Genomic DNA, 25,867 nt, shown 5'->3' with positions numbered 1-25,867 from the left:
GCCAACGCACCGAAAGCCCCGGCTCACCGAGCCGGGGCTTTCGGCGTTACCGACGCGCTCGTTACCGACACGGTCGTTCGTTCCCGGCGGCGCTGTCCAAAAAATATCCATGGATTACGGCCTGCCGTCGGAAATTCGCGCCCGCTGGAATAGAGTCGCTGGGCAAGCGCGCTGAACGGACTTCAATCGCGCTGTACGAGCGACTGTCTACCGCGTTTCGCGGGGATTAATGCGGAGGTCGGTTCATGCGCATTCCGGCGCACTCGGTATGCACGGCGATCCGCGACGACATCGTCTCCGGTGTCTACGAGCGCGGCGGCAGACTCACCGAGGAGGTGCTCGCCCGCCGCTACGGCGTCTCCCGTGTCCCCGTGCGCGAGGCGCTGCGCACCTTGGAGGCCGAGGGCTTCGTCGTCACCCGCAGGCACGCGGGCGCGTGCGTCGCCGAACCCACCACGCAGGAGGCGGCGGACCAGCTGGAGATCCGGATGCTCCTCGAACCGCTCGCCGCAGCCCGCGCCGCGCAGCGCCGCACCGAGGCGCACCTGAAGGTGCTGCGAGGCCTGGTCAGGCTGGGCCAGGAGCGCTCCCGGCGAGGTCAGAGCGAGGATCTGCGCTCGCTGGGCGGCTGGTTCCACGAGACGCTGGCGCAGGCGTCCGGCAGCCCGGGGCTGATCACGATGCTCACGCAGCTCCGCCACAAGATCGCGTGGATGTACACCGTCGAGCAGCCCGCGCAGCCCGCCGACTCCTGGGCCGAGCACGGGGCGATCGTGGACGCCGTGGCGCGCGGAGACGTGGAGCGCGCGCGGGCGCTCACGGCGCAGCACACGGAGCGCGCCGCGGTCGCCCACCGCTTGCGCGCCCCCCGCCCGGGTGGCCGTGTGAGGACTTCGCAACATCCCGTCAACACAGTGGGGCTCCAGCATTAACAGAGGCGCCGTATACAAAGAGGGCGGCCCATTTCGAAGGGCTCTGTTTCCGCTGCCCCGGAATTATGAGAACAGGGCCGCAGAGAGAAAAAGGGTCTGCTCGGAAAATCCGAACAGACCCTTTATGTGGCGCGATCTTCTGCGAGCGGTGAACGGCGCCCAAGAATCCAGAGACCCGGTACGGGTCAATACTGAGCGACCCCGTACCGGCCCGTACTAGACGGTCTCGGGAAGCTCCTCGAGCCCTTCGGAGACCAGCTTGGCCAGACGGTCGAGCGCGATGTCCGCACCCTCGACGTCGGAGGACAGGACGATCTCCTCGCCGCCGCCGGCGCCCAGGCCGAGCACCGCGAGCATGGAGGCGGCGTTGACGGGGGTGCCGTCGATCTTGGCGATCGTCACGGGGACGCCGGCCGCCGTGGCCGCGCGGACGAAGATGGAGGCGGGGCGGGCGTGAAGGCCCTCGGCCCAGCCGACGTTGACGCGGCGCTCAGCCATGTGATGCTGCCCTTCAGGATTCTCACGGTTGTCTAGACCAGTCTCGCACACCGGTGGACGTGCCCGATGTGGGTCCTACGTACCGCCCACACACGCCCGTCGGCCCTCATAGCGTGCCTTCGGCCCGCTCGCGCCGCGACCCGTACGACTGTCACTGTCGCGCCGTACGCTTGGCCCATGCAGACCCCGTCGGACCGGCACGCATACCCCGCCCACTGGGAAGCAGACGTGGTGCTGCGCGACGGCGGCACCGCGCGCATCAGGCCCATCACCATCGACGACGCCGAGCGGCTCACGAACTTCTACGAGCAAGTCTCTGACGAGTCGAAGTACTACCGCTTCTTCGCGCCGTACCCGCGCCTGTCCGCCAAGGACGTCCACCGCTTCACCCATCACGACTACGTGGACCGGGTGGGCCTCGCGGCCACCGTGGGCGGCGAGTTCATCGCGACCGTCCGCTACGACCGCATCAACGCCCAGGGAATGCCCGCCTCCGCCCCCGCCGACGAGGCCGAGGTCGCCTTCCTCGTGCAGGACGCCCACCAGGGCCGGGGCGTCGCGTCCGCGCTCCTGGAGCACATCGGCGCCGTCGCCCGCGAGCGCGGGATCCGCCGCTTCGCCGCCGAGGTCCTGCCCGCCAACACCAAGATGATCAAGGTGTTCACGGACGCCGGATACACCCAGAAGCGCCACTTCGAGGACGGCGTCGTCCGCCTGGAGTTCGACCTCGAACCCACCGAGGCCTCGCTCGCCGTGCAGCGTGCCCGCGAGCAGCGCGCCGAGGCGCGCTCGGTGCACCGGCTTCTCGCCCCCGGATCCGTCGCCGTCATCGGCGTGGGCCGTACGCCCGGCGGAGTCGGCCGCAGCGTCCTCGACAACCTCCGCGACGCCGGCTTCACCGGCCGCCTCCACGCCGTGAACAGGGCGTTCCCCGACGATCTGCGCGACCTGGACGGCGTCCCCGCCCACCGCTCCGTCCACGACATCGACGCCGCCGAGCCCGTCGACCTCGCCGTCGTCGCCGTCCCCGCGCGGTACGTCCCCGAAGTCGTCGCCGAGTGCGGAGAGCACGGCGTGCAGGGGATCGTCGTGGTCTCCGCCGGATACGCCGAGTCCGGCAGCGAGGGCCGCGCCCGCCAGCGCGAACTGGTGCGCCAAGCCCGCTCGTACGGCATGCGCCTCATCGGGCCGAACGCCTTCGGCGTCATCAACACCTCGCCCGGGGTGCGGCTCAACGCGTCGCTCGCGCCCGAGATGCCGCGCGCGGGCCGCATGGGCCTGTTCGCCCAGTCCGGAGCCATCGGTATCGCGCTGCTCGCCCGCCTCCAGCGGCGCGGCGGCGGCGTGACCGGAGTGACAGGTGTGTCGACGTTCGTCTCCGCCGGTAACCGCGCGGACGTGTCCGGGAACGACGTACTCCAGTACTGGTACGACGACCCGGACACGGACGTCGCCCTGATGTACCTCGAATCCATCGGCAACCCGCGCAAGTTCACCCGCCTTGCCCGCCGCACGGCAGCCGCGAAGCCCCTCGTCGTGGTGCAGGGCGCCCGGCACAGCGGCATCGCGCCCCTCGGCCACGCGGTCCGCGCCACGCGCCTGCCGTACGCCACCGTCTCCGCCCTGCTGCGCCAGGCGGGTGTCATCCGCGTCGACACCATCACCGAACTCGTCGACACCGGCCTGCTGCTGGCCCGCCAGCCCCTCCCGCCGGGCCCCCGTGTGGCGATCCTCGGGAACTCGGAGTCGCTGGGCCTCCTCACGTACGACGTCTGCCTCGCCGAGGGCCTGCGGCCGAAGCCGCCGCGGGACCTGACGACCGCGGCGTCCGCCGAGGACTTCCACGCGGCGCTCACCGAGGCCCTCGCGGACGACAAGTGCGACGCGGTCGTCGTCACGGCGATGCCGGCGGTGGGGGAGTCGACCGCTGAGGACGCGGCGCTCGCCGAGGCGCTCAGTTCGGCCGCGGCCGGCACCCCCACCAAGCCCGTCCTGGTCGTGCACGTGGAGCTCGGCGGCCTTGCCGAAGCACTCTCCGCGGCCACCAGCACCGGTCCCCGCGCGCTCGCCAGGCCCCCCGGCGGCCTCCCGGCCGGACGCCCGCCCACGGACGAGCCCGCCCCGACGCCCGCGCTCATCCCCGCCTATCCTGCCGCTGAGCGCGCCGTCCGCGCCCTTTCCGAAGCCGTCAAGTACGCCCAGTGGCGGCGCGACGCGGCGGAGCCCGGCAAGGTCCCCGAGTACGACGGCATCGACGAGACGGGCGCCGCCGAGCTCATCACCGCGCTCCTCGCGAAGGACGACGACCCGCGCGGCGCCGAGCTCGCCCCCGAGGACGCCCGCGCCCTCCTCGCCCGCTACGGCATCGACGTACGGCAGACCCTGCCCGCCCCCGGACCCGACGAGGCGGCCACTGCCGCGCGCACGCTCGGCTACCCCGTCGCCCTCAAGACGACCGCCCCGCACCTGCGCCACCGAGCCGACCTCGGAGGAGTACGCCTCGACCTGGCGAACGAGGAGGAGCTGCGCCGCGCCTACGAAGAGCTGTCCGAGACGCTCGGCAAGCCCGAGGAGCTGCGGCCCGTAGTCCAGGCCATGGCACCCCGCGGCGTCGACACCGTCGTCCGCGCGGTCATCGATCCGGCCGCCGGCGCGGTGCTCTCCTTCGGGCTCGCGGGCGCCGCGTCCGAGCTGCTCGGCGACACAGCACACCGGCTGATTCCGGTCACCGACCGGGACGCCCAGTCGATCGTCAGGGGCATCAAGACAGCGCCCCTGCTCTTCGGCTGGCGAGGCTCCGCGCCGGTCGACACGGCCGCGCTCGAAGAGGTGCTGCAACGGGTCTCGCGGCTCGTGGACGACCATCCCGAGGTCGTCGCCGTCTCCCTGGAGCCCGTCGTCGTCGCCCAGAGCGGCCTGTCGGTCCTCGGCGCCTCGATACGGCTCGCCCCGCCGCCCGCCCGCGACGACCTCGGCCCGCGCACCCTGCCCGCGTACTGAGCGGGCCGGGTGAGACGAGCCCCACATACGGGTGTTTTCCGCACCCGTCCACAGGCGCACCGCGAGCCCCCCCGCCGGGCTTTAGGATGGACCTCATGGCCAAGACCAGTACGACGACCCAAGGGCTCCGCGCGGCGATCGAGCGCAGCGGCTACTACCCGGCCCTCGTGGCCGAGGCGGTGGAGGCCGCGGTCGGCGGCGAACCCATCGGGTCGTATCTGGTCCACCAGGAGACCACCTTCGACTCGAACGAGGTGCGCAGGCACGTCACCGTGCTCGTCCTCACCGGCACCCGCTTCATCGTCAGCCACACCGACGAGCAGGCCGCCGACACCACGTCGCCGACGCCGTACGCCACGACGTCCACCGAATCCGTGAAGCTCGGCCGGATCTCGTCGGTCGTGCTCAGCCGCGTCGTCGCCAACCCGGAGAAGTACGTCCCGGGCACCCTCCCCCGCGAGGTCGTCCTGACCATCGGCTGGGGCGCCGTCGCCCGCATCGACCTGGAGCCCGCGGCCTGCGGCGACCCCAACTGCGAGGCGGACCACGGGTACACGGGCAGCTCGACCGCCGACGACCTGAGCCTGCGCGTCAGCGAGACCGGGGACGGCCCCGACACCGTCCGTCAGACCCTCGCCTTCGCCCAGTCCCTGTCCGAGGCGACCGCGGCGACAGCGCGCTGATGGCCATGCCCGCCTGGGACGACGTAGAGCCTCTCGCCGTCCGGTCAGCCCCCGTGCCCGAGTACGGCGCCGGCTCCCTCGCCGACCTGCTGCCCACCCTCGGCTCCCACCTGGGCGTCCCCGACTGCGCTCCGGCGATACCCGAGCTCGCGCCCGCCGACCGCGCGTGCGTGTTCCTGATAGACGGGCTCGGCTGGCAGCAGCTCCAGGCCCACCCGGACGAGGCCCCGTTCCTGACCTCGCTCCTCGCCTCCTCGCGCGGCGGCACGGGCCGTCCGATCACCGCGGGCTACCCGGCGACCACCGCGACCTCGCTCGCCTCGGTCGGTACGGGACTGCCGCCCGGCGCGCACGGCCTGCCCGGTTACACGGTCCGCAACCCGGACACCGGCGAGCTGATGAACCAGCTCCGCTGGATCCCCTGGACCCAGCCGCACGTCTGGCAGCCGTACCCGACGATCTTCCAGCGCGCCCACGAGGCCGGTGTGCACACCGCGCAGGTCTCCGCCCCCGCGTTCGAGTCGACGCCTCTCACGAAGATCGCCCTCAGCGGCGGCACCTTCCGCGGGCGCCTCTCCGGCGAGGACCGCATGGACCTGGCCGCCGAGCAACTGGCGGCGGGCGACCGGTCGTTGGTGTACACGTACTACAGCGAGGTCGACGGCAAGGGCCACCGCTTCGGCGTCGACTCCGACCCGTGGCGCGGCCAGCTCATGTACGTCGACCGCCTCGCCCAGCGCCTCGCCGAGCAGCTCCCGCCGCGCAGCGCCCTCTACATCACGGCCGACCACGGCATGATCGACATCCCGTTCGACGAGCAGTCCCGCATCGACTTCGACGAGGACTGGGAGCTGCGCGCCGGCGTCGCCCTCCTCGGCGGCGAGGGCCGCGCCCGCCACGTCTACGCGGTGCCGGGCGCCGAGTCCGACGTCCTGACCGTGTGGCGCGAGGTGCTCGGCGAGCAGTTCTGGATCGCGAGCCGGGACGAGGCGATCGAGGCCGGCTGGTTCGGCCCGCACATCGACGAGCGGGTCTACGCGCGCCTGGGCGACGTCATCGCGGCCGCCCACGACGACGTGGTGATCATCGCCTCGGAGCGGGAGCCGAAGGAGTCGGCCATGGTCGGCAACCACGGCTCGATGACCCCCGCCGAGCAGCTCGTACCGCTGCTCGAAGTACGCTCCTGATCGTCCCCCACCACCGCGGAAAGGTCCTCAACTCCCCATGCCCGAGCTCGTGTTCTTCTCCGGAACGATGGACTGCGGAAAGAGCACCCTGGCTCTCCAGATAGAGCACAACCGCTCGGCGCGCGGCCTCAAGGGAATGATCCTCACGCGCGACGACCGGGCCGGTGAGGGCAAGCTCTCCTCGCGCCTCGGCCTCGTCACCGACGCCGTCGAGGTCGCCGACGAGCTCGACGTGTACGCGTACGTCGTCGACCAGCTGTCCCAGGGCGGCCGCGTGGACTACGTCATCGCGGACGAGGCGCAGTTCCTCGCCCCCGCCCAGATCGACCAGCTCGCCCGCGTCGTCGACGACCTGGGCCTCGACGTCTACGCCTTCGGCATCACGACCGACTTCCGGTCCAAGCTGTTCCCCGGTTCCCAGCGCCTGGTCGAACTCGCCGACCGCGTCGAGGTCCTCCAGGTCGAGGCCCTGTGCTGGTGCGGCGCCCGCGCCACGCACAACGCCCGCACGGTCGGCGGCCGGATGGTCGTCGAGGGCGCCCAGGTCGTCGTCGGGGACGTCGACCGGAGCGACGACGAGGTCGGCTACGAGGTCCTGTGCCGACGCCACCACCGCAAGCAGCTGACAAGCGCCACGGCGCACGCGGCGGCCCTGTCTCCCGAAGTACTGCCGGTCGCTTCGGCCTGAAGCCTGAACCGCCGCTGAGGTCCGCCAGGAGGCCCTAGGGCTTTTCGTCTGGATCATGCTGGGCTCGCGGGGTGTGGCACGCACATCTGCGGCGTTGTCGTCGGGCAACGACTCCCCAAGCTCTCGGCTTCGCTCGAGCAGGGGGGACCCCCATGACCCCGCTCCCTGATCCAGCCTGATCCAAACGAAAGGCCCTAGTCCTCCTCGCGCGGCGCCGACCGTACAAGGGTGAACACCGCGCCCTCCGGGTCCGCGACCGTCGCCAGGCGGCCCCGGGAGCCGTCGCGTGCGGGCTTCAGGACGTGGCCGCCGAGCTCCTCGACCAGGGCCACCGACTCGTCGACGTCCGCCACCTCGAAGTACGTCATCCAGTGCGCGCCCCGGTCGCGCGGGAGCGCGTGGCCCACGCCGTGCACCGACGCCACCGGGCTGCCGTTCAGATGCAGCGTCAGATAGTCGAAGTCGGCGGAGACGACGGCCTCCTCCTCGTAGCCGAAGGTCACCTCGTAGAACTTGGCGACGCTCGCCGTCTCCTGGGTCACCAGCTCGTTCCACGCCGGCGCCCCCGGCACCCCGGTGAGCGCCATCCCCAGATGCTCGGCCGCCTGCCAGATGCCGAACACCGCGCCCGCCGGGTCCGACGCGATGGCCATCCGGCCCGCCTCCCCGGCGTCGAGCGGGCCGACGCCGACGGTGCCGCCGCAGTGGCGGATGTTCTCGGACGTGGCGTCCACGTCGTCCGAGGCGAGGTACGGGGTCCAGGCGACGGGCAGATGGCGGTCGGGCGGCATCTGCCCGATCCCGGCCACCTCATGCCCGTCGAGCAGGGCCCGCACGTAGGGGCCGAGCTGCTGTGGTCCCGGCCGGAACTCCCAGCCGAACAAAGCCGCGTAGAACTCCTGGGTCGCCGCCATGCCGTGCACCATGAGACTCACCCAGCAGGGGGTGCCCGGCGCGCGCCTGGCTGCTGCCTCGGTCATCGTCACTCTCTCCTCGGAACAAAATCACGTGTCGCAACGCGCCCGAGCTGATGCTGGCACTCCGCGCCGCGCGACGCTCATCGGCCGCGCCGCCAAGGACGGACTCCTCGCACGGGGATGCCCGGTGAGATGTCCGTATCCTTTGCCGCGCCATGGCCTCGCGATGTCCGGTCGGTCAACGCTCGGTAGTCGATCGTGCACGCTAGCCGACCGACGGCGCTCGGGCCAGAGCATGAGCAAGGATGGCCCTCATGAATGCCATCATCTCCGCAATCGAACTCGCGAGCGAGTCGGCGGGCGGGAACCCGCCGGTCATCCTCGACGTCCGCTGGCAGCTGAGCATGGCCAAGGCCGCGGGGGCCCCGGCCTTCGACGGACGGGCCGCATACGAGGCCGGACACATCCCCGGCGCGGTCTACGTCGACCTCGACGCCGACCTCGCGGGACCGGCCGGAGCGGCCGGCCGGCATCCGCTGCCGGACGTCGCGTCCTTCGGCGCCGTGATGCGGCGGGCCGGTGTGTCGGCCGACCGGGACGTCGTCGTGTATGACGGCGGGCAGGGCTGGGCCGCCGCGCGCACCTGGTGGATGCTGCGCTGGACGGGTCACCCGTCCGTGCGAGTGCTCGACGGCGGTCTCGGCGCGTGGGAGGGCCCGCTGGAGACCGCGGTGCCGTCGCCCGTGCCGGGCACCTTCGAGCCCGCGCCGGGCGCCGTGGGGCTCCTGGACGCCGACGGGGCGGCCGCGCTGGCCCGCTCGGGGGTCCTGCTCGACGCCCGCGCCGCCGAGCGCTACCGGGGCGACGTGGAGCCGATCGACCGCGTCGGCGGCCATATCCCGGGCGCGGTGTCCGCTCCGACGTCGGAGAACGTGGCACAGGACGGCCGTTTCCTGCCCGTCGAAGCGCTCGCCTCCCGCTTCAAGTCCCTTGGCGCGTCCGGGGGTTCGGGCGAGGTGGGCGTGTACTGCGGCTCCGGCGTCTCGGGCGCCCACGAGGTGCTCGCCCTCGCGGTGGCGGGCATCGACGCGGCGCTGTACGTCGGTTCGTGGTCCGAGTGGTCCTCGGACGAGTCGCGCCCTGTGGCGACCGGTCCCGATCCCCAGTAGAGCCTCGGCAGTTGAGCACGCGAGAGGCCCGCGCCGATGTGGCGCGGGCCTCTTCTGCGTACGGTTTGTGTTCTGCCTACGGTTTGTGTTCTGCGTACGCCTCGGCTTCTCCGTACGGCATGTGGCTAGTCCTGCTTCTTGCGGCGGGTGCCGAAGACGATCTCGTCCCAGCTCGGCACGGCCGCGCGCCGTCCGGGACGGACCCCGTCGGCCTCGGCCTGGCGGTCGGTGGTGCCGGTGAGACGGTCCCGGTGTCCCGCGACGCTGCGGGGCATGAGGACGTCCGCGTAGGCGGAACCCGCTCCCGCGGACGCGGCGGGAGCCGGGGGCTCCTCCGCCTCGGCGGGCTCCGGCTCGTCCGTGACGGGCTCGGGTGAGGGCACCGTGGGGCGCTCGGGGACCACGATGTCGCCGCGGTAGCTGGGTACGGCTTCCAGGAGGCTGGTCAGCGAGTCACGCTCGGCGGCGGAGACGGCCGTCGGGCTCTCCTCGGTGATCTCCGGTGCGGGGGCCGGCGGCGCGGGGCGCTCCAACTGCCGGTCGAGGGCCCGGTCGAGCGGGCGGTCGCGGGGCAGCCTCGCGATGCGCGGCACGAACGGAAAGCTGGGTTCCGGCGCGGCGATGTCGTCGGTCTCGCCGATGAGCGAGCGCGCCTCGTCGTCGACGGCCTGGACGAGCCGCCGGGGCGGGTCGTACGTCCAGCTCGCCGAGTGCGGCTCACCCGCGACCAGGTAGACGAGCAGGACTTCCCAGGTGCCGTCGTCGCGACGCCAGGAGTCCCACTGGATGGTCTCCCTGTCGGCGCCGCGCAGCACCAGACGCTCCTGCACCGCCTCGCCGAGCTGCGGGCCCGCGTTCTCGCCGGGACGGCGTACAGGGGTCTTCCTGGCCCGCTCGGCCATGAAGGCGCGCTCCGCGAGGACAGGGCCCTCGAAGCGGCGGACACGGTCGACGGGGATGCCGGCGAGCTGGGCCACCTCCTCGGCGGAGGCACCGGCACGTATACGCGCCTGGATGTCGCGGGGGCGGAGATGGCTCTCCACCTCGATCTCGATCTGGCCGAGGCGCGGACGGTCGCCGCGCACGGCGGCCCGGAGGCGCTCATCGATCGGAAGCGTGTACTCCGTGCTGTCCGCAGCCTTCAGCACCAGCCGTGTGCCGTCGTTAGAGACGGCCACGACACGCAGTTCGGGCATGGGGACCTCCCGGGTGGTGCCTGCCGACGTCACGTGCGTCGCTGCTTCCGCTAGTCGAGTGTGGCCTGCCCGGGTGCAGCCTGCCACAACCTTGCCGAGTTGCCCGGCGTGTCGGGCCTGGGCCCTGGATCGCCGTTATGGCACGGTTACCCGTTCGCAACGCTAAGTGACCGAGCGCGTCACCCTGTGCAACGAACCCTCTCCCGGCGGTCCTGGAAGGCCCCGGGCACCCTGACGGGAGACCGGACCCAGGGCTCGCAACGGTACTCCATTCGGGCCACTCGGGTGGACCGGCACGCCATCGAAGTTCTCATGGGGGACGGGAGTTGGGTACGGGGTATCCCTCGTTCGGGGTTCATGGACGTGGCGTGCTTCACGGAACCCCCAGAAACGGAACTAATCACTTCGTGCATCCGTCCCTATCTCGTGAAGTAAGTCGAGAAAGGCAGGCAAGGGTCGGAGATGGGCGAGAAGCCGGAAACCTCCCAAGATGCACAAGAAAAGCCCAAGGGGAAGCGGCTCGACCTGAGTTTGCCCCAGGTGGCGGGCAGCGCCGTGGCCGCCGTGGTGGCGGCCAAGCTGGCCGCCGGGCTCGGTGTGTACGGGACGATCGTGGGCGCGGGAGTGGTGAGCGTGCTGGCCACCTGCGGCGGCTCGCTCTTCCAGCACTTCTTCCGGCGCACGGGCGAGCAGATACGTGATGTCGCGGGCCAGGCGATACCGAAGGGCCGGCAGGCCCCGGTGACGGGCGACGGGCGTCCGGTACCGGAGACCTTCCGGTCCGACGCGGTCGCTGCTTCCGTGGTGCCGCCCGCGGCCACGACGGCGATGCGGACCGACGTGCTCCCGAGGACGACGACCTGGGGGAGGGGCGGTGCGTCGGCACAGGACGCCGACGCGACGACTGTCCTGCCGGCGCTGGATGCCGAGCGGACGCGGTTCCTCAAGGCGGGTGGCGGCGATCCGGATCGGACGCAGCTCCTGACAGCCGGCGGTGGCGATCCGGACCGGACCCAGCTCCTGAACGCAGGCGTCGGCGGTGGCGATCCGGAGAAGACCCAGTTGCTCAGGGCCGGGGCCGGGGCCGGGGCCGGGGCCGGGGCCGGGGCCGGTGGTCCGGAACTGCCGCCTCCGCCGGGCGACTTGGGTGACGGGTCCACCGACGGGCTCATCAACGGACTCCCCGACGAGTTCACCGAAGGGACCACGCACCGCGCGCGCGTACGGAGCTGGAAGCGGCCCCTCGTCGCCGCTGCAGTGGTCTTCGGAGTGACCATGGGCGGCATCACGACGTACGAGCTCGCCTCGGGGCAGAGTTTCAGCGGTGACGGTCAGCGGACCACGCTCCGCGAGGCCTTCACCGGCGAAGGCGCCTCCTCGTCCCGCAACGACGACACCCCCGTGCCGAGCACCTCGCAGGAGCCGTCGGACAGCAGCAGCTCCGGGACGCAGAGCGGCACCCCGCAGGACGGCAGTGGGGCGCACAAGGGCGACACCGAGGAGCCCACGCCCACGCCCAGCGCGAGTGAGGACTCCCAAACCGGTCACGACGACGGCTCGGGCAGCGGTTCCGGGACCGGCGGGGACAAGTCCACGCCCACGCCGACCCCGACGCCCACTCCGAGTACCTCGCAGAGCAGCGACGGAGCCGACGTGCCGCAGCAGCAGGCCGAGACGCCCGCGGAGTGAGCGCGGTCAGTCGCCGATGACCCGCCGCAGATAGTCGTTGGCGAACAGGCGGTCCGGGTCGAGACGGTCGCGCAGCTCCGTGAACTCACCGAGGCGCGGATAGACCGTCGAGAAGTAGTCCGCGTCGCGCGTGTGCACCTTGCCCCAGTGCGGCCGGCCCTCGTGCGCGGTGAAGATGCGCTCGGCCGCCGTGAAATAGGCCTGGTACGGGGTGCCCTTGTACATGTGGACGGCGATGTACGCGCTCTCCCGGCCGGACGCCGTGGACAGCGTGATGTCGTCCGCGGGGGCCGTGCGGACCTCGACGGGGAAGCTGATGCGCAGGTTCGAGCGCTCGACCATGGACTTCAGCTCGCGCAGCGTATCGACGAGGGCCGCCCGCGGAACGGCGTACTCCATCTCCACGAAGCGGACGCGGCGCGGGGACGTGAAGACCTTGTAAGGGATGTCCGTGTAGGTTCGGGCGGAGAGCGCGCGGCTGGAGATCTTCGCGATCGACGGGATCGTCGAGGGGACCGCGCGGCCGAGTGAATTGACCGCCTGGAAGAGGCCGTTCGACAGGAGCTCGTCCTCGAGGAAGCTGCTGAACCTGCTGACGGGGGCTTCCGGCCCGGCGCTGCGGTTGTTGCGCTTGGTATTGCAGTTGCCGGTGTGCGGGAACCAGTAGAACTCGAAGTGCTCGTTCTCCGCGTACAGCGCGTCGAAGTCGCTCGTGACCCTGTCGAAGGTCATCGGCTCCTCGCGGGCGGTGAGCAGGAAGATCGGCTCCACGGCGAACGTGATCGCCGTGATGATGCCGAGGGCACCGAGTCCGATCCGTGCGGCCGCGAAGACCGCGCGTTCTCCGTCGGTCCCCTTCTCCGAGCAGGTGAGGACCGAGCCGTCGGCGGTGACCAGTTCGAGGCCCTTGATCTGTGCGGATATCGACGCCGATTCGCGGCCCGTGCCGTGCGTGCCGGTGCTGGTGGCCCCCGACACCGTCTGCTCCATGATGTCGCCCATGTTCGTGAGCGACAGGCCCTCGCGGGCCAGGGCGAGGTTGAGTCGCTTGAGCGGGGTGCCGGCCTCCACCGTGACGGTGCCGGCTTCGCGGTCAATGTTGCGGATGCCGGTCAAGAGTTGAGGGCGTATCAATACACCGTCGGTCGCCGCCGCCGCGGTGAACGAGTGCCCCGTACCGACGGCCTTCACCTTCAGGCCGTCGTCGGCGGCCGCGCGGACGGCCGCCGAGAGCTCCTCCACCGATGCGGGCGTCACCTCGCGGACCGGCCGGGCGGTGACGTTCCCCGCCCAGTTACGCCACGGTTCGTTCCGTGTCCTGGCCTGCTGGGCTTGCGTCGTTTCGCTGCCCGAGTTCCCCGTGCTCATTGGTTCCTCCCCGCTGCGACACCGGCTGCTTCAGCCGGCGGTACCCCAGGAACCCGACCGCCACCGCGACGGCGCCGGCCACGGCCGGAACCCCGTACCCGGCCTTCGCGCCGGCGGCGTCGATCACCCAGCCGGCTGCGGAGGAGCCGAGCGCGACACCGACCGCGAGTCCGGTGCTCACCCAGGTCATGCCCTCGGTCAGTTTCGCGCGTGGTACGTGCTGCTCGACGAGGGCCATCGTCGTGATCATCGTCGGTGCGATGGACAGGCCCGCGACAAAGAGCGCCACGGCCAGAAACGGAAGGTTCCCGACCAGTAGGAGGGGGATCATACTCACGGCCGTCGTGCAGACACCGACCAGCCACCGGCGTGCGGGCGCCCCCTTGAAGTGCAGCAGCCCGAAGACCGCCCCCGCGGCGCAGGAACCCGCCGCGTACACCGCGAGCACGAGACTGGCCGCCGCCTTGTGACCCTCGTCCTCGGCGAACGCGACCGTCACCACGTCCACCGCGCCGAAGATCGTGCCCGTCGCCACGAACGTCGCCACCAGGACCTGAAGACCGCGCGACCTCAGGGCGGACCCCCCGGAGTGCTGTCCGCGCGGATGCGGCACCGGCTCGGTCGCGCGCTGCGCGGTCAGCCAGAAGACACCGGCCGCGAGGAAACAGCCCGCGAGAAGAGGCCCCGCCTCCGGGAACCAGGCGGTCGACAGACCGATCGAGATGATCGGCCCGAAGATGAAGCACACCTCGTCGATGACGGACTCGAAGGAGTACGCGGTGTGCAGCTGAGGGGTGTCCCTGTAGAGGGCCGCCCAGCGCGCCCGGACCATCGATCCGACGCTCGGCACACAACCGATCAGCGCGGCGAAGACGAACAGCGTCCAGTCCGGCGCCTCGAACTTCGCGCACAGCAGCAGACCGGCGACGGCGACGAGCGAGACCAGGGCGGCGGGCCGCAGCACACGGCGCTGCCCGTGCCGGTCGACGAGGCGTGAGATCTGCGGGCCGATGGCCGCCGCCGAGAGCGCCACGGTGGCGGACAGGCCACCCGCGAGCCCGTATCGGCCGGTCAGCTGGGAGACCATCGTGACGATCCCGATGCCCATCATCGACAGGGGCATCCGGCCCAGGAACCCGGCGACCGAGAAGCTCTTGGTGCCGGGCAGGGCGAATATGGCGCGGTAGGGGCTGGGCAAGTCGACTCCGGTAAGGCGCGTAGGTGGCCAAGACAGCTTACGGGTCCCGGGGCTTACGGGCATGGCCCTTTTCCGCCTGTCAGTGACGGGTGGCAGGATCAAAGGCATGTCCGATGCGCTCGATCCCACGCCCTTCGACGGCTACGACGCCCTGCTGCTGCTCTCGTTCGGAGGCCCCGAAGGCCCGGACGACGTGGTCCCGTTCCTGGAGAACGTGACGCGTGGCCGGGGAATCCCCAAGGAGCGGCTCAAGGAGGTGGGGCAGCACTACTTCCTGTTCGGCGGGGTCAGCCCCATCAACGAGCAGAACCGCGCCCTGCTGGACGCGCTCCGCAAGGACTTCGCGGACCATGGCCTCGACCTGCCCGTCCACTGGGGCAACCGGAACTGGGCGCCGTACCTGACGGACACCCTCCGCGAGATGGTCACCGACGGCCACCGGCGCATCCTCGTCCTCGCGACCAGCGCGTACGCGTCGTACTCAGGCTGCCGCCAGTACCGCGAGAATCTCGCGGAGTCCCTCGCCGCCCTGGAAGCGGAGGGGCTCGAAGTGCCGCGCGTCGACAAGCTGCGGCACTACTTCAACCACCCCGGCTTCGTGCGCCCCATGATCGACGGTGTCCTGAGGTCGCTCGCCGACCTTCCCGACGACGTGCGGGACGGCGCCCACATCGCGTTCACGACGCACTCCATCCCGACCGCGGCCGCCGACGTCTCCGGGCCGGTCGACGACCACGGCGACGGCGGTGCCTACGTGAAGGAGCACCTGGACGTCGCGCGCGTGATCGCCGACGCGGTCCGTGAGGAGACCGGGGTCGACCACCCCTGGCAGCTCGTCTACCAGTCGCGGTCCGGCGCCCCGCACATCCCGTGGCTGGAGCCCGACATCTGCGACCACCTGGAGGAGCGGCACGGCGCCGGTGTGCCGGCCGTCGTGATGGCGCCCATCGGGTTCGTCTCCGACCACATGGAGGTCCTGTACGACCTCGACACCGAGGCCACGGCCAAGGCCGCCGAGCTCGGCCTCCCGGTGCGCCGCTCCGCCACGGTCGGCGCGGACCCCCGCTTCGCCGCCGCCGTCCGCGACCTCGTCCTCGAGCGGGCCGCCGCCGAGCGCGGCCGGGCCGTCACGCCGTGCACCCTGGGCGCGCTCGGCGCGAGCCACAACCTCTGCCCGGTGGGCTGCTGCCCCTCCCGTGCCCCCAAGCCCGCGGCCGCGGGCGCCGACAGCCCGTACGCGTAAGGATCTCGACATGACAGACCTGAAGGCCGAACTCCTCGAGGTCGCCCTGGAGGCCGCCGCCCGCGCCGGGACCTTCCTGCGCGACGGCCGCCCCGCCGACCTCGGCGTCGCCGCCACCAAGACCAGCGCCGTGGACGTCGTCACGGAGATGGACATCGCCTCCGAGAAGCTGATCACCGGCTTCCTCGCCGAGCGCAGGCCGGACGACGGCGTCCTGGGCGAGGAGGGCGCGAGCACCGAGGGCAGCAGCGGGATCACCTGGGTGATCGACCCCATCGACGGAACGGTCAACTACCTGTACGGGCGCCCCGAGTGGTCGGTCTCGATCGCCGCCCGCCAGGGCGACGAGACCCTCGTCGGTGTCGTCGCGGCGCCCCTGCGCGGCGAGACCTACCGCGCGGTCCTCGGCCAGGGCGCGTTCGTGAACGACCGCCCGGCACGCGCGCGCGTGGCGCCCCCCTTCGAGCAGGCGCTCGTCGGCACGGGATTCGGCTACCTCGCCGCACGCCGGGCCCACCAGGCCGATGTCGTACGGGAGTTGGTGCCCCACGTGCGCGACATCCGACGCGGCGGTTCGGCCGCCATCGACCTCTGTGACGTCGCCGTCGGACGCCTCGACGCGTACTACGAGCGCGGCCTGAACCCCTGGGACCTGGCGGCCGGAGACCTCATTGCCAGGGAGGCGGGCGCGCTCACCGGCGGCCGCCCGGGTGAGGTGCCGTCCGGCGAGCTGACGATCGCGGCGCCGCCCGGACTCTTCGAGCAGCTCCAGAACCGCCTTGAGGAGCTCGGGGCCTGGCACGACTGACGGACAGCGGCCTCCCGAGCGCGCAGGAAGCACGGGAACGGCACAAGAAAGGGCCCCGGCGCCTGCCTGGATCGACCAGGCGCCGGGGCCCTTCCGTACTGCGTCAGACGCGCGCGACGCCGAGCTCCACGCCGTGTTCGGCGGCGAGCCGATGCAGGTCGTCCAGCTCGTCCTGCTCGATCTCGACGAGGAATTCGTCGCCCGTCTCGCGAGCCCGGCTCAGATCGGACTCGGTCGCCTTGATGCGCTGCAGAAGTCCTGCGGTGAATGCGTCCATGGTTGCGCCCCCTCGTCCTGGGTCGTGGGTCGGTGGCACGGGGGTGTGCCCTCGGAAGGGGCGATCACGTCTCACACCGCCCTGCGGAAAGCGGGTCGTGGCACGCCACATACAAAGCGTGATCGCGGGTGTAAATCCGTCCTCCCCGCGCTCACTTACGCAGAAACCTCGACCGGCCAGAAAATCCCGCATTCCCGGGGCGCCCCATCGCCTTACAGCCGGTTTATGGCCGAAAGGGGCAGGATGGAGCCCACACTCCACGACCCGGACCTGCTCACAGGTGCTCAGAACCTGCCCGCAGGTCACACAGGAAGGACAGCGACGTGCGCGTACTCGTCGTCGAGGACGAGCAGCTGCTCGCCGATGCGGTGGCCACCGGACTGCGCCGGGAGGCCATGGCCGTCGACGTCGTGTACGACGGTGCGGCCGCCCTCGAGCGCATCGGCGTGAACGACTACGACGTGGTCGTCCTCGACCGGGACCTCCCGCTCGTGCACGGCGACGACGTCTGCCGCAAGATCGTCGAACTGGGCATGCCGACCCGCGTCCTGATGCTGACCGCCTCCGGCGACGTCAGCGACCGCGTCGAGGGCCTGGAGATCGGAGCCGACGACTACCTGCCCAAGCCGTTCGCGTTCAGCGAGCTGACGGCCCGTGTGCGGGCGCTCGGACGCCGTACGAGCGTGCCGCTGCCGCCCGTCCTCGAGCGCGCGGGCATCAAGCTCGACCCGAACCGCCGCGAGGTCTTCCGCGACGGCAAGGAGATCCAGCTCGCACCCAAGGAGTTCGCCGTCCTCGAGGTGCTGCTGCGCAGCGAGGGTGCCGTCGTCTCGGCCGAGCAGCTCCTGGAGAAGGCCTGGGACGAGAACACGGACCCCTTCACGAACGTTGTTCGGGTCACCGTCATGACCCTGCGCCGCAAGCTCGGAGAGCCCGCCGTCATCGTGACCGTGCCCGGCTCCGGATACCGGATCTGATCCCCTGTGGCCTCGACACCGGCGCCACCGGCCGCGCCTCCGAAACCCACATGGGACCCCAGAAAAGCCGAGCCGCCCTACCCGTGGCTGCGCCCGACCATCCGTATACGCCTCACCCTGCTGTACGGCGGCATGTTCCTGATCGCCGGCATCGTGCTGCTGTCGATCATCTATCTGCTCGCCGCGCAGGCGCTGAACGTCGGCAGTGACCTTCCGTTCACCGTCACGAACGGCTCGGTGAGCAGCGGTACCTGCCGTAACTTCTCGGGCCTCCCCGACCACCCCACGACGAGCCAGCTCAACGCCGCGCTGAACGAGTGCGTCAACGAGATGCGTCAACACGCACTCGACAACCTCCTCAGCCGCTCGCTCCTCGCCCTGCTCGGCCTCGCCGTGATCGCGTTCGCCTTCGGGTACGCGATGGCGGGCCGCGTCCTGTCCCCGCTGGGCCGCATCACGCGCACCGCGCGCCGGGTGGCCGGCACGGACCTGTCGCGGCGCATCGAGCTGGACGGCCCGGACGACGAGCTGAAGGAGCTGGCCGACACCTTCGACGACATGCTCGACCGCCTGGAGAGAGCCTTCACCGCGCAGCAGCGGTTCGTCGGCAACGCGTCGCACGAGCTGCGAACCCCGCTCGCGATCAACCGCACGCTCCTGGAGGTCCACCTCTCCGATCCCGGGGCGCCGATGGAGCTCCAGCAGCTCGGCAAGACGCTGCTGGCGACGAACGAGCGCAGCGAGCAGCTCGTCGAGGGCCTGCTCCTGCTCGCCCGCAGCGACAACCAGATCGTGGAGCGCAAACCGGTCGACCTCGCCGAGGTCGCCTCGCAGGCCATCGACCAGGCCCGCTCGGAGGCCGACGCGAAGGGCGTCGAGATCCGTGGCGAGCGCAAGGAGGCCGTCGTCCAGGGCAACGGCGTGCTCCTGGAGCGCATCGCCCTGAACCTCGTCCAGAACGCCGTCCGGTACAACGTCCCGGAGGGCGGCTGGGTCGAGGTCACCACCGAGGCCCAGCACGGCCAGGCGATCCTCGTGGTGTCCAATACGGGGCCCGTGGTGCCCGCGTACGAGATCGACAACCTCTTCGAGCCGTTCCGGCGGCTGCGCACCGAGCGCACCGGGAGCGACAAGGGAGTGGGGCTCGGTCTGTCGATCGCCCGCTCGGTGGCGCGCGCTCATGGGGGCCGTATCATCGCGGAGCCGCGTGAAGGGGGTGGGCTCGTCATGCGGGTCACCCTGCCGATCTGAGGCCTCCGAGACGCGTGTCACCTCCCGATCTGAGCGTTCCGAGATGCGGGTCGGCGACCGATCTGAGATGCTTCCGCCGACGTGCCGGGGGAGTTCGCTTTTAGCGGAATTTTCGGGACCTGGTCCCGCGAAGACCGTGTGTGATCGATCACAAGGGCGAATTTCCGGCCATCTACTCTCCGTGATCGCAAAAGCCCCCGGAAAGCCTGGAAAATCCGGGTTTTCAGGGGTCCTGATCACGGGAAGTACACGGGGTGGCGCCCGTGAAGTGCGACCTTTGGACCGTGTACGGTCCCGATCGCCATCCAACCCGATCACTCATGAGGGATCCGGTTGGGTGTCGATTGAGTAACAGACCTTGATGTGAGGCAAAATCTCCGCCTCAGGTCGGGCACAAAGTCCGGCCTCCCGCGCGTTGTGCGCTGGAGACACCGCATACACCCAGAGGGGGAGAGCGACACATGGCAACGGATTACGACACCCCACGCAAGACCGACGATGACGTCAACGAGGACAGCATCGAGGAGCTCAAGGCTCGGCGGAACGACAAGTCGACCTCGTCGGTCGACGTCGACGAGTTCGAGGCCGCCGAAGGCCTGGAGCTCCCGGGAGCCGACCTCTCGAACGAGGAGCTGGCCGTCCGGGTCCTGCCCAAGCAGCAGGACGAGTTCACCTGCATGAGCTGCTTCCTGGTGCACCACAGGAGCCAGCTGGCCCGCGAGAAGAACGGCCAGCCGATCTGCCGCGACTGCGACTGAGGCAGGGTCGGCCGTGACTGGCTCGACCCCGCCCTGGAAGCGCCGCTCCCGGAAGGACCGGGAAGCGGACGGTGGCCCGTCCGACGACGGCGTGCGTGACGACGAGCGAGGCTCTTCCCCCACAGGAGCAGCCTCGCTCGAGGACGCGGACGACCAAGAGGTGGCGGGCGACCTCGCAGCGGCGGGATACAGCGACGTGCCCGCCGTCTCCACCGAGGGTGACCAAGCGCCGATCGGCGGCCGTGCACAGGTCGCCAGGCGACGTGTGGCCGCCGTCAGGGACGGCGTCCGCAAGAGCGGCACCGCCGCCAAAGCGGGACTCGGCTATCTCGCCGACCGGATCATCGAGAACGCGCCGCGTGTGCCGGTGCGCGATCTGGCGACCCTGCGCAGACAGTTCCCCGGCCTGAGTGCCGAACAGCTCGCCGACAAACTCGTCGCGGGCGCCGCCAACGCCACCTCCACCGTGGGTGCGGGGATCGGCGCCGCCGCGATGATGCCCGTACCTCCCGCGATGCCCGCCGAGCTGGCGGCCGAGATCACCGGCGTCGCGGCCATCGAGATGAAGCTCGTCGCCGAGCTGCACGAGGTCTACGGCGTGCGCCCGCCCGGGACCCTCAAGGACCGCAGCGCCGCGTATCTGGCCTCGTGGACCGAGGAGCGCGGCATCGAGGTGACGAAGCCCTCGACGATCAATGCGGCGCTCGGCGGCCAGATGAAGCGCGAGCTGCGCCAGCAGATCATGAAGCGCATGGTGCGCAACCTGCCGAACCTGATGCCGTTCATGGTCGGCGCCGCGGTCGGGGCGGTCATGAACCGCCGCGACACCAAGAAGCTCGCGGGGCGGATCCGCAAGGACCTGCGCAAGATCCAGGTCCCCTGGGACGCACTGCCGGAGCTGCCGCCCCTGGAGCGCCCCAGCGACCCGCACCCGCTGATCCCGGGCGACGCACCCGGGCCCAAGGAGCTCGGAAGCTGACCGGCGCTACTTGCCGAGCGCCTTCGCCAGCCCCTTCGGGTCCCGCGTCGACAGATACACGTACGGGGTCGGGTCCTGCGGGTCGATGACGTCCACGCGCAGGGCCGTCGGGACATAGCTGCGCAGCAGCATGAAGGCGCGCGGGTCGGCCTTGTGCGTGCGCCAGGCGCGCGCCCCCTCGGCGTCCAGGATCTCCGCGTCGCCCAGCGCCGACAGCGGGATCTTCGCGTCCCCGGCGACCAGCGAGTCCGCCACGACGCGGATGCGCACGGAGCCGTACGAACTCGTCACCACCGCCGCCGCGGCCGTCCCGCCGACCAGTCCCCCGAGCAGCGGCAGCGTGCCGAACGGCAGCATGATCAGGGCGCAGGCGACGCCGAGCAGGAGTGAGACGAGCCACCACGAGCGGGGGGCGGTGAGGCGTTCTTCGAACGGTGCGGTGGAGAGCTCCATGCGGTCAAGCTTGGCACGGTGCGCTTTCTCCCAGGACGCGCGGGTAAGGTCTGCGCCTGTGAGTGGTACTTCTGCAGCTCTGACGCCCCCCGCCGACGCCATAGCGCCCGTGCGGCACCCCGATGCCCCGGCACCCGGCGAGCTCCTCGGCGCGCACTACGGACACTGTTTCGGATGTGGCGACGAACAGCCCCACGGGCTGCATCTGGCGGCTCGCGCGCAGGACGGCGTCCGCGTCACCGCCGAGTTCACGGTGCGGCCCGCCCACCAGGGCGCCCCCGGTCTCGCACACGGCGGAATCCTGGCCACCGCCCTCGACGAGACGCTCGGCTCGCTGAACTGGCTGCTGCGCGTCATTGCGGTGACCGGCCGGCTCGAGACGGACTTCGTGCGGCCCGTGCCCGTGGACACCGTGCTGTACCTCGACGCCGAGGTCACCGCCGTCGCCGGCCGCAAGATCTACTCGACCGCCACCGGCCGGATCGGCGGCCCCGACGGGCCCGTCGCGGTCCGCGCCGACGCCCTCTTCATCGAGGTGAAGGTCGACCACTTCATCGACAACGGCCGCCCGGAGGAGATCCAGGCGGCCATGAGCGACCCGGACCAGGTCCGGCGCACCCGTGCCTTCGAGGTGAACCCGTGACCCGAGCCCCTCTCGACGTGCTGATCAGGCGCGTCGACCCCGACGTACCGCTGCCCTCGTACGAGCACCCCGGTGACGCGGGCGCGGACCTGCGGACCACCGAGGCGTGCGAGCTCGCGCCGGGCGAGCGGGCCGTACTTCCCACGGGGGTGTCGATCGCGCTGCCCGAGGGGTACGCGGCCTTCGTGCACCCGCGGTCCGGACTCGCCGCCCGCTGCGGTGTCGCCCTGGTGAATGCCCCAGGGACGGTGGATGCCGGGTACCGTGGAGAGATCAAGGTGATCGTGGTGAATCTCGACCCGCGCGACAGCGTGCGGTTCGAGCGCTTCGACAGGATTGCCCAACTGGTCGTCCAGCAGGTCGAGAAGGTGCGCTTCCAGGAGGTGGCGGAGCTTCCCGACTCGGCGCGGGCCGAGGGGGGCTTCGGGTCCACCGGTGGTCATGCCGCCGTGGGGCCGGGCCCGGGTGGGCATCAGGGTGGGAATCGATACGCATCGGTCGTATCCGACCGGGAAGGACAGTGACGTGTTCGGACGTCGCAAGAAGAACGGCGCCGCCGATGACGCGGCGGGCGAGGCCGAGCAGGTCGTCGACGGCGTAGCCGGCGACAGCGACGCGGACGAGGGCGAGCCGCAGCGCGTGCGGCTCGAGCCCGAGCCGCGTCCCGACGGCCCCTGGGACGCCTCCGAGGTCCGCGAGCCCGGCGAGGGCCGCGTGGACCTGGGCGGACTCTTCGTCCCCGGAGTCGAGGGCATGGAGCTGCGGGTCGAGGTCGCGGGCGACGCGATCGTCGCGGCCACCGTCGTCCTCCAGGACAGCGCCGTGCAGCTCCAGGGCTTCGCCGCCCCCAAGAAGGAGGGCATCTGGGGCGAGGTCCGTGAGGAGATCGCCTCGGGCATCACTCAGCAGGGTGGCGTGATCGACGAGGTCGAGGGTCCGCTCGGCTGGGAGCTGCGGGCCCAGGTGCCGGTGCAGCTGCCGGACGGTACGGGCGGCTTCCAGGTCGTCCGGTTCATCGGTGTCGACGGCCCCCGCTGGTTCCTGCGCGGAGTGATCTCCGGGCAGGGCGCGGTGCAGCCGCAGGCCGCCGGGCTCCTCGAGCAGATCTTCCGGGACACCGTCGTGGTCCGCGGTGAGGGCCCGATGGCTCCGCGAGACCCGATCGTCCTGAAGCTGCCGGACGACGCGCAGATGGTCGCCGAGGGCGTGCAGCAGGAGCCGCAGGAAGGCTCCCGGTTCGCCGGCGGCATGGGGCAGCTGGCGCGCGGCCCCGAGATCACCGAGGTGCGCTGAGCCGCACCCTCAGGCCATGAACGGGCCGCACACTCCCCACGGAGTGTGCGGCCCATCTCCTTTGTGCGGCTTGCCCGTTGAGGGTTGCCCGGACCATTACGGGGCCCGCGCGCGGACACCCATGCCGTGCTGGTCGCACAGGGGATCGGTTTCGTGGGCGTACGGCGGCTGCCTGCCGTGGTGCGGGGGAGCGGGTCCCGCCGGAACGCGGAGGAGAGGGCGAGGAGTTCACGGTTCTGGACCGGGCGGGCACGCTCCAGTTGCCGCGGGACTACGTGGAGCGGTACGGGCTGCGCGGCCGGGTCCGGCTCGCGGGTGAGACGGGCCACGTGGGCGTATGGCCGGATCGCGACGACCGCTCCGACGGTTAACTGCGGCTCTTTCTTCACCTCTTGACGGAGGGCTGGTACGTACCTAAGGTCTGCGGCCAACACCCGTGTTCATAAAGGTACTTCACGTTCACATAGAAGAACGGATGGCCCCCCACATGCCGAACACACCGGCCCCCGCCCGCCACCGGCGCAGACGACGCACCGCCCTCCTCGCCACCCTCGCGACGACCACCACCGCACTCGTCGCCACCCTCCTCGCCTGGCCCGGCGCCGACCGCGCCGACGCCGCGCCCGCCACCTTCGCCCACCCGGGCGTCACGGTCTCCAAGAGCCAGCTCGACTTCGCCCGCGACAAGGTCAACGCCGGCGCCCAGCCCTGGAAGGGCGCGTACGACCAGATGCTGGCGAGCAAGTACGCCTCCCTCACACGCACCGCCAAGCCCCGCGCCACCGTCGAGTGCGGCTCCTACTCCAACCCCAACTACGGCTGCACCGACGAGCGTGAGGACGCGATAGCCGCGTACACCGACGCCCTCGCCTGGTACATCACGCGCGACGACCGCTACGCGAAGAAGTCCATCGAGCTGATGGACGCCTGGTCGGCCACCGTCAAGGAGCACACCAACAGCAACGCGCCGCTCCAGACCGGCTGGGCCGGCTCCTCCTGGCCCAAGGCCGCCGAGATCATCAAGTACACGTACACCGGCGGCTGGGCGAACGAGGGCCGTTTCCGGACGATGCTGCGCGACGTCTACCTCCCCAAGGTCATCAACGGCTCCAACTCCAACGGCAATTGGGAGCTGTCGATGATGGAGGCCGCCGTCGGCATCTCCGTCTTCCTGGAGGACAGGACGTCGTACGACAAGGCCATGGCCAAGTTCCGTACGCGCACGGCCGCCTACGTCTACCTCGCCTCCGACGGCGACCTGCCGAAGACCGTGCCGAGCCAGAACCTCGACACCAAGGCCAAGATCGTCAGCTACTGGCAGGGACAGTCCACCTTCGTCACCGGCCTCACCCAGGAGACCTGCCGCGACTTCACGCACGCCGGATACGGCATCTCCGCCATCTCCCACATCGCCGAGACCAGCCGCATCCAGGGCCAGGACCTGTACGGCACCGACGTCGGGCAGCGCCTCCAGCAGGCCCTCGGCTTCCAGGCCAAGTACGAGCTGGGCGAGGCGCCGCCGAGCTGGCTGTGCGGCGGGTCCGTCACGCGCGGGCTCGGACCCGTCACCGAGGTCGGCTACAACGCGATGCACACCCGCCTCGGCAACGCCATGACGAACACCCAGAAGCTCACCGAGCAGAACCGCCCGGCGGGCTCCAACAACCTGTTCGTCGCCTGGGAGACCCTGACCCACGCCGAGAACCCCAACTGATCCGGGCCATTGCCCGGCCGGGCGCCGCGTGACCATACTGGCGCCCGGCCGGGGAACGCACGGGGGAGCGCACATGAGTGAGAGCACGGAAGCGGGGACCGCCGTCCTCGACCAGGACGGCGGCGGCCCCATGGTCGTCATCGAGGACCTGCACCGCTCCTACGGCACCGGGGCCGCGGCCGTGCACGCCCTGCGCGGCGTCTCCTTCGAAGTGCCGCGCGGCGAACTCGTCGCCCTCAAGGGCCGCTCGGGATCCGGCAAGACGACGCTCCTCAACCTCGTCGGAGGGCTCGACGAACCCGACGGCGGGCGCATCACCGTCGACGGACAGGACCTCTCCGGGCTCGGCGAGAACGGGCTCCTGGAACTGCGCAGGGACCGCATCGGCTTCATCTTCCAGTCCTTCGGCCTGATCCCGATCCTGTCCGCCGCCGAGAACGTCGGGGTGCCGATGCGGTTGCGCAAGGCCGACCCCCGCGAACGCGAGGAGCGCGTCGAGCTGCTCCTCGCCCTCGTCGGCCTCGCCGACCACGCCAAGCAGCGCCCCGGCGAGCTGTCCGGCGGCCAGCAGCAGCGCGTCGCCATCGCCCGCGCGCTCGCCAACCGGCCCGCCCTCCTCATCGCCGACGAACCCACGGGCCAGCTCGACGCCGAGACCGGCCTCGCCGTCATGGAGCTGCTGCGCGCCGTCGTCCGCAGCGAACACGTCACCGCGCTCGTCGCCACCCACGACGCGGCGCTGCTCGACCTCGCCGACCGGGTCCTCGAACTGCGCGACGGCGAGATCACGGAGCTCACCGCGTCAGGGGAGACGTCGGGGCAGCGCTGACCGAAACGCCGCCGGTGCGGCGCGGCCCGCATCAGAGTTGCGTCAAAGACGCACGTCCGCGGCCCCCTCGCCCCATTTGCCGCAATTGGTGGCCGTAGGGTCGACGCTGCGTACAAC

Annotated in this window: 25 protein-coding genes; 18 read left to right on the top strand and 7 right to left on the bottom strand. The window is 71.1% G+C overall.

Translation table 11 applies throughout. From position 1 onward, the window contains the following. The first annotated feature begins 245 nt into the window (after positions 1-245). A complete protein-coding gene (locus OHA58_RS08190; protein ID WP_405477832.1) occupies positions 246-932 on the top strand; it encodes a GntR family transcriptional regulator in 687 nt (228 codons plus the stop codon). 216 nt (positions 933-1,148) lie between these two features. Here the strand turns inward: OHA58_RS08190 and OHA58_RS08185 are convergent, their stop codons facing one another. Beyond that, positions 1,149-1,430, bottom strand: coding sequence for an HPr family phosphocarrier protein (locus tag OHA58_RS08185; RefSeq protein ID WP_405477830.1), 282 nt, complete (start codon positions 1,428-1,430; stop codon positions 1,149-1,151). 177 nt (positions 1,431-1,607) lie between these two features. Here OHA58_RS08185 and OHA58_RS08180 point away from each other — a divergent pair, with 177 nt between their 5' ends. The 4 genes from OHA58_RS08180 (at position 1,608) to OHA58_RS08165 (ending at position 6,988) form a co-directional block, all read left to right on the top strand. Then, on the top strand, positions 1,608-4,430 hold the full coding sequence (locus OHA58_RS08180; protein ID WP_405477828.1) for a GNAT family N-acetyltransferase: 2,823 nt from the start codon (positions 1,608-1,610) through the stop codon (positions 4,428-4,430). Positions 4,431-4,525: 95 nt separating this feature from the next. Next, entirely contained in the window at positions 4,526-5,113 is a 588-nt protein-coding gene (locus OHA58_RS08175) for a DUF5998 family protein (RefSeq protein WP_116513360.1), read from the top strand. Continuing rightward, complete coding sequence (locus tag OHA58_RS08170) at positions 5,113-6,300, top strand: alkaline phosphatase family protein (protein WP_405477825.1); 1,188 nt, start codon at positions 5,113-5,115, stop codon at positions 6,298-6,300. The genes OHA58_RS08175 and OHA58_RS08170 overlap by 1 nt, the downstream gene beginning before the upstream one ends. 37 nt (positions 6,301-6,337) lie before the next feature. Beyond that, positions 6,338-6,988: a thymidine kinase gene (locus tag OHA58_RS08165; RefSeq protein WP_405477823.1), complete on the top strand. Its 651-nt coding sequence runs from the start codon at positions 6,338-6,340 to the stop codon at positions 6,986-6,988. Positions 6,989-7,182: 194 nt separating this feature from the next. On the opposite strand, the gene OHA58_RS08160 is transcribed toward OHA58_RS08165, so the two are convergent. Further along, on the bottom strand, positions 7,183-7,968 hold the full coding sequence (locus tag OHA58_RS08160) for a VOC family protein (RefSeq protein ID WP_405477821.1): 786 nt from the start codon (positions 7,966-7,968) through the stop codon (positions 7,183-7,185). A gap of 251 nt (positions 7,969-8,219) precedes the next feature. On the opposite strand from OHA58_RS08160, the gene OHA58_RS08155 reads away from it, so the two are divergent. Beyond that, the gene (locus tag OHA58_RS08155) at positions 8,220-9,074 is read left to right on the top strand and encodes a sulfurtransferase (protein WP_405477819.1); all 855 of its coding nucleotides are present in this window, start codon (positions 8,220-8,222) and stop codon (positions 9,072-9,074) included. 125 nt (positions 9,075-9,199) lie between these two features. On the opposite strand, the gene sepH is transcribed toward OHA58_RS08155, so the two are convergent. Next, positions 9,200-10,270 carry a septation protein SepH gene (sepH, locus tag OHA58_RS08150; protein ID WP_405477817.1) on the bottom strand — a complete coding sequence of 357 codons (1,071 nt, stop codon included), beginning with the start codon at positions 10,268-10,270 and terminating at the stop codon, positions 9,200-9,202. A 540-nt stretch (positions 10,271-10,810) separates the two neighbouring features. Between sepH and OHA58_RS08145 the strand changes: the two genes are divergently transcribed. Continuing rightward, complete coding sequence (locus tag OHA58_RS08145) at positions 10,811-11,959, top strand: hypothetical protein (protein ID WP_405477815.1); 1,149 nt, start codon at positions 10,811-10,813, stop codon at positions 11,957-11,959. A gap of 6 nt (positions 11,960-11,965) precedes the next feature. Here the strand turns inward: OHA58_RS08145 and OHA58_RS08140 are convergent, their stop codons facing one another. Then, positions 11,966-13,327: a D-arabinono-1,4-lactone oxidase gene (locus OHA58_RS08140; RefSeq protein WP_405477813.1), complete on the bottom strand. Its 1,362-nt coding sequence runs from the start codon at positions 13,325-13,327 to the stop codon at positions 11,966-11,968. Continuing rightward, positions 13,254-14,525: an MFS transporter gene (locus tag OHA58_RS08135; protein ID WP_405477812.1), complete on the bottom strand. Its 1,272-nt coding sequence runs from the start codon at positions 14,523-14,525 to the stop codon at positions 13,254-13,256. Before OHA58_RS08135 ends, OHA58_RS08140 begins: the two co-directional genes overlap by 74 nt. 106 nt (positions 14,526-14,631) lie before the next feature. Here OHA58_RS08135 and OHA58_RS08130 point away from each other — a divergent pair, with 106 nt between their 5' ends. Continuing rightward, positions 14,632-15,768, top strand: coding sequence for a ferrochelatase (locus OHA58_RS08130; RefSeq protein WP_405477810.1), 1,137 nt, complete (start codon positions 14,632-14,634; stop codon positions 15,766-15,768). Positions 15,769-15,778: 10 nt separating this feature from the next. Further along, positions 15,779-16,576, top strand: a complete 798-nt coding sequence (locus OHA58_RS08125; protein ID WP_389531552.1) for an inositol monophosphatase family protein — start codon at positions 15,779-15,781, stop codon at positions 16,574-16,576. Positions 16,577-16,679: 103 nt separating this feature from the next. Here the strand turns inward: OHA58_RS08125 and OHA58_RS08120 are convergent, their stop codons facing one another. Continuing rightward, positions 16,680-16,853 carry a hypothetical protein gene (locus OHA58_RS08120; protein ID WP_165914605.1) on the bottom strand — a complete coding sequence of 58 codons (174 nt, stop codon included), beginning with the start codon at positions 16,851-16,853 and terminating at the stop codon, positions 16,680-16,682. Between the two features lie 323 nt (positions 16,854-17,176). On the opposite strand from OHA58_RS08120, the gene OHA58_RS08115 reads away from it, so the two are divergent. From OHA58_RS08115 to OHA58_RS08100, 4 genes are all read left to right on the top strand, one after another. Next, positions 17,177-17,830, top strand: coding sequence for a response regulator transcription factor (locus OHA58_RS08115; protein WP_055544891.1), 654 nt, complete (start codon positions 17,177-17,179; stop codon positions 17,828-17,830). Positions 17,831-17,836: 6 nt separating this feature from the next. Next, entirely contained in the window at positions 17,837-19,081 is a 1,245-nt protein-coding gene (locus OHA58_RS08110; RefSeq protein ID WP_405477807.1) for a sensor histidine kinase, read from the top strand. Between the two features lie 461 nt (positions 19,082-19,542). Next, a complete protein-coding gene (locus OHA58_RS08105) occupies positions 19,543-19,839 on the top strand; it encodes a DUF4193 domain-containing protein (protein ID WP_030357326.1) in 297 nt (98 codons plus the stop codon). Between the two features lie 13 nt (positions 19,840-19,852). Next, positions 19,853-20,818 (top strand): hypothetical protein, encoded by a 966-nt coding sequence (locus tag OHA58_RS08100; RefSeq protein ID WP_405477805.1) that lies wholly within the window; start codon positions 19,853-19,855, stop codon positions 20,816-20,818. A 6-nt stretch (positions 20,819-20,824) separates the two neighbouring features. Here OHA58_RS08100 and OHA58_RS08095 read toward each other — a convergent pair whose 3' ends face one another. Continuing rightward, the gene (locus tag OHA58_RS08095) at positions 20,825-21,271 is read right to left on the bottom strand and encodes a DUF3093 domain-containing protein (protein WP_116508893.1); all 447 of its coding nucleotides are present in this window, start codon (positions 21,269-21,271) and stop codon (positions 20,825-20,827) included. Between the two features lie 58 nt (positions 21,272-21,329). Between OHA58_RS08095 and OHA58_RS08090 the strand changes: the two genes are divergently transcribed. The 5 genes from OHA58_RS08090 (at position 21,330) to OHA58_RS08070 (ending at position 25,750) form a co-directional block, all read left to right on the top strand. Next, a complete protein-coding gene (locus OHA58_RS08090; protein ID WP_116508891.1) occupies positions 21,330-21,914 on the top strand; it encodes a PaaI family thioesterase in 585 nt (194 codons plus the stop codon). Further along, positions 21,911-22,438, top strand: a complete 528-nt coding sequence (dut, locus tag OHA58_RS08085; RefSeq protein ID WP_100591168.1) for a dUTP diphosphatase — start codon at positions 21,911-21,913, stop codon at positions 22,436-22,438. The genes OHA58_RS08090 and dut overlap by 4 nt, the downstream gene beginning before the upstream one ends. A 1-nt stretch (position 22,439) precedes the next feature. Beyond that, positions 22,440-23,207, top strand: a complete 768-nt coding sequence (locus OHA58_RS08080; RefSeq protein WP_100591169.1) for a DUF3710 domain-containing protein — start codon at positions 22,440-22,442, stop codon at positions 23,205-23,207. Positions 23,208-23,694: 487 nt separating this feature from the next. Beyond that, entirely contained in the window at positions 23,695-24,921 is a 1,227-nt protein-coding gene (locus OHA58_RS08075; RefSeq protein WP_405477802.1) for an alginate lyase family protein, read from the top strand. Between the two features lie 73 nt (positions 24,922-24,994). Next, the gene (locus OHA58_RS08070; protein ID WP_405477799.1) at positions 24,995-25,750 is read left to right on the top strand and encodes an ABC transporter ATP-binding protein; all 756 of its coding nucleotides are present in this window, start codon (positions 24,995-24,997) and stop codon (positions 25,748-25,750) included. The last annotated feature ends 117 nt before the right edge of the window (positions 25,751-25,867 follow it).

This window comes from Streptomyces sp. NBC_00009, from assembly GCF_045040855.1.
Lineage (GTDB): Bacteria > Actinomycetota > Actinomycetes > Streptomycetales > Streptomycetaceae > Streptomyces > Streptomyces aureus.
Note: the sequence above shows the minus strand (reverse complement) of the source record. Positions and strands in the feature narration are given on the sequence as shown.

What these genes read in the sequence shown, in the direction of transcription:
- OHA58_RS08070 (WP_405477799.1), top strand. Translation starts at nt 24,995, where the DNA reads ATGAGTGAGAGCACGGAAGCGGGGACCGCCGTCCTCGACCAGGACGGC.
- OHA58_RS08120 (WP_165914605.1), bottom strand. Translation starts at nt 16,853, where the DNA reads ATGGACGCATTCACCGCAGGACTTCTGCAGCGCATCAAGGCGACCGAG.
- OHA58_RS08140 (WP_405477813.1), bottom strand. Translation starts at nt 13,327, where the DNA reads ATGAGCACGGGGAACTCGGGCAGCGAAACGACGCAAGCCCAGCAGGCC.
- OHA58_RS08125 (WP_389531552.1), top strand. Translation starts at nt 15,779, where the DNA reads ATGACAGACCTGAAGGCCGAACTCCTCGAGGTCGCCCTGGAGGCCGCC.
- sepH (WP_405477817.1), bottom strand. Translation starts at nt 10,270, where the DNA reads ATGCCCGAACTGCGTGTCGTGGCCGTCTCTAACGACGGCACACGGCTG.
- OHA58_RS08095 (WP_116508893.1), bottom strand. Translation starts at nt 21,271, where the DNA reads ATGGAGCTCTCCACCGCACCGTTCGAAGAACGCCTCACCGCCCCCCGC.
- OHA58_RS08105 (WP_030357326.1), top strand. Translation starts at nt 19,543, where the DNA reads ATGGCAACGGATTACGACACCCCACGCAAGACCGACGATGACGTCAAC.
- OHA58_RS08185 (WP_405477830.1), bottom strand. Translation starts at nt 1,430, where the DNA reads ATGGCTGAGCGCCGCGTCAACGTCGGCTGGGCCGAGGGCCTTCACGCC.
- OHA58_RS08175 (WP_116513360.1), top strand. Translation starts at nt 4,526, where the DNA reads ATGGCCAAGACCAGTACGACGACCCAAGGGCTCCGCGCGGCGATCGAG.
- OHA58_RS08190 (WP_405477832.1), top strand. Translation starts at nt 246, where the DNA reads ATGCGCATTCCGGCGCACTCGGTATGCACGGCGATCCGCGACGACATC.
- OHA58_RS08170 (WP_405477825.1), top strand. Translation starts at nt 5,113, where the DNA reads ATGGCCATGCCCGCCTGGGACGACGTAGAGCCTCTCGCCGTCCGGTCA.
- OHA58_RS08165 (WP_405477823.1), top strand. Translation starts at nt 6,338, where the DNA reads ATGCCCGAGCTCGTGTTCTTCTCCGGAACGATGGACTGCGGAAAGAGC.
- OHA58_RS08180 (WP_405477828.1), top strand. Translation starts at nt 1,608, where the DNA reads ATGCAGACCCCGTCGGACCGGCACGCATACCCCGCCCACTGGGAAGCA.
- OHA58_RS08130 (WP_405477810.1), top strand. Translation starts at nt 14,632, where the DNA reads ATGTCCGATGCGCTCGATCCCACGCCCTTCGACGGCTACGACGCCCTG.
- OHA58_RS08155 (WP_405477819.1), top strand. Translation starts at nt 8,220, where the DNA reads ATGAATGCCATCATCTCCGCAATCGAACTCGCGAGCGAGTCGGCGGGC.
- OHA58_RS08160 (WP_405477821.1), bottom strand. Translation starts at nt 7,968, where the DNA reads ATGACCGAGGCAGCAGCCAGGCGCGCGCCGGGCACCCCCTGCTGGGTG.
- OHA58_RS08075 (WP_405477802.1), top strand. Translation starts at nt 23,695, where the DNA reads ATGCCGAACACACCGGCCCCCGCCCGCCACCGGCGCAGACGACGCACC.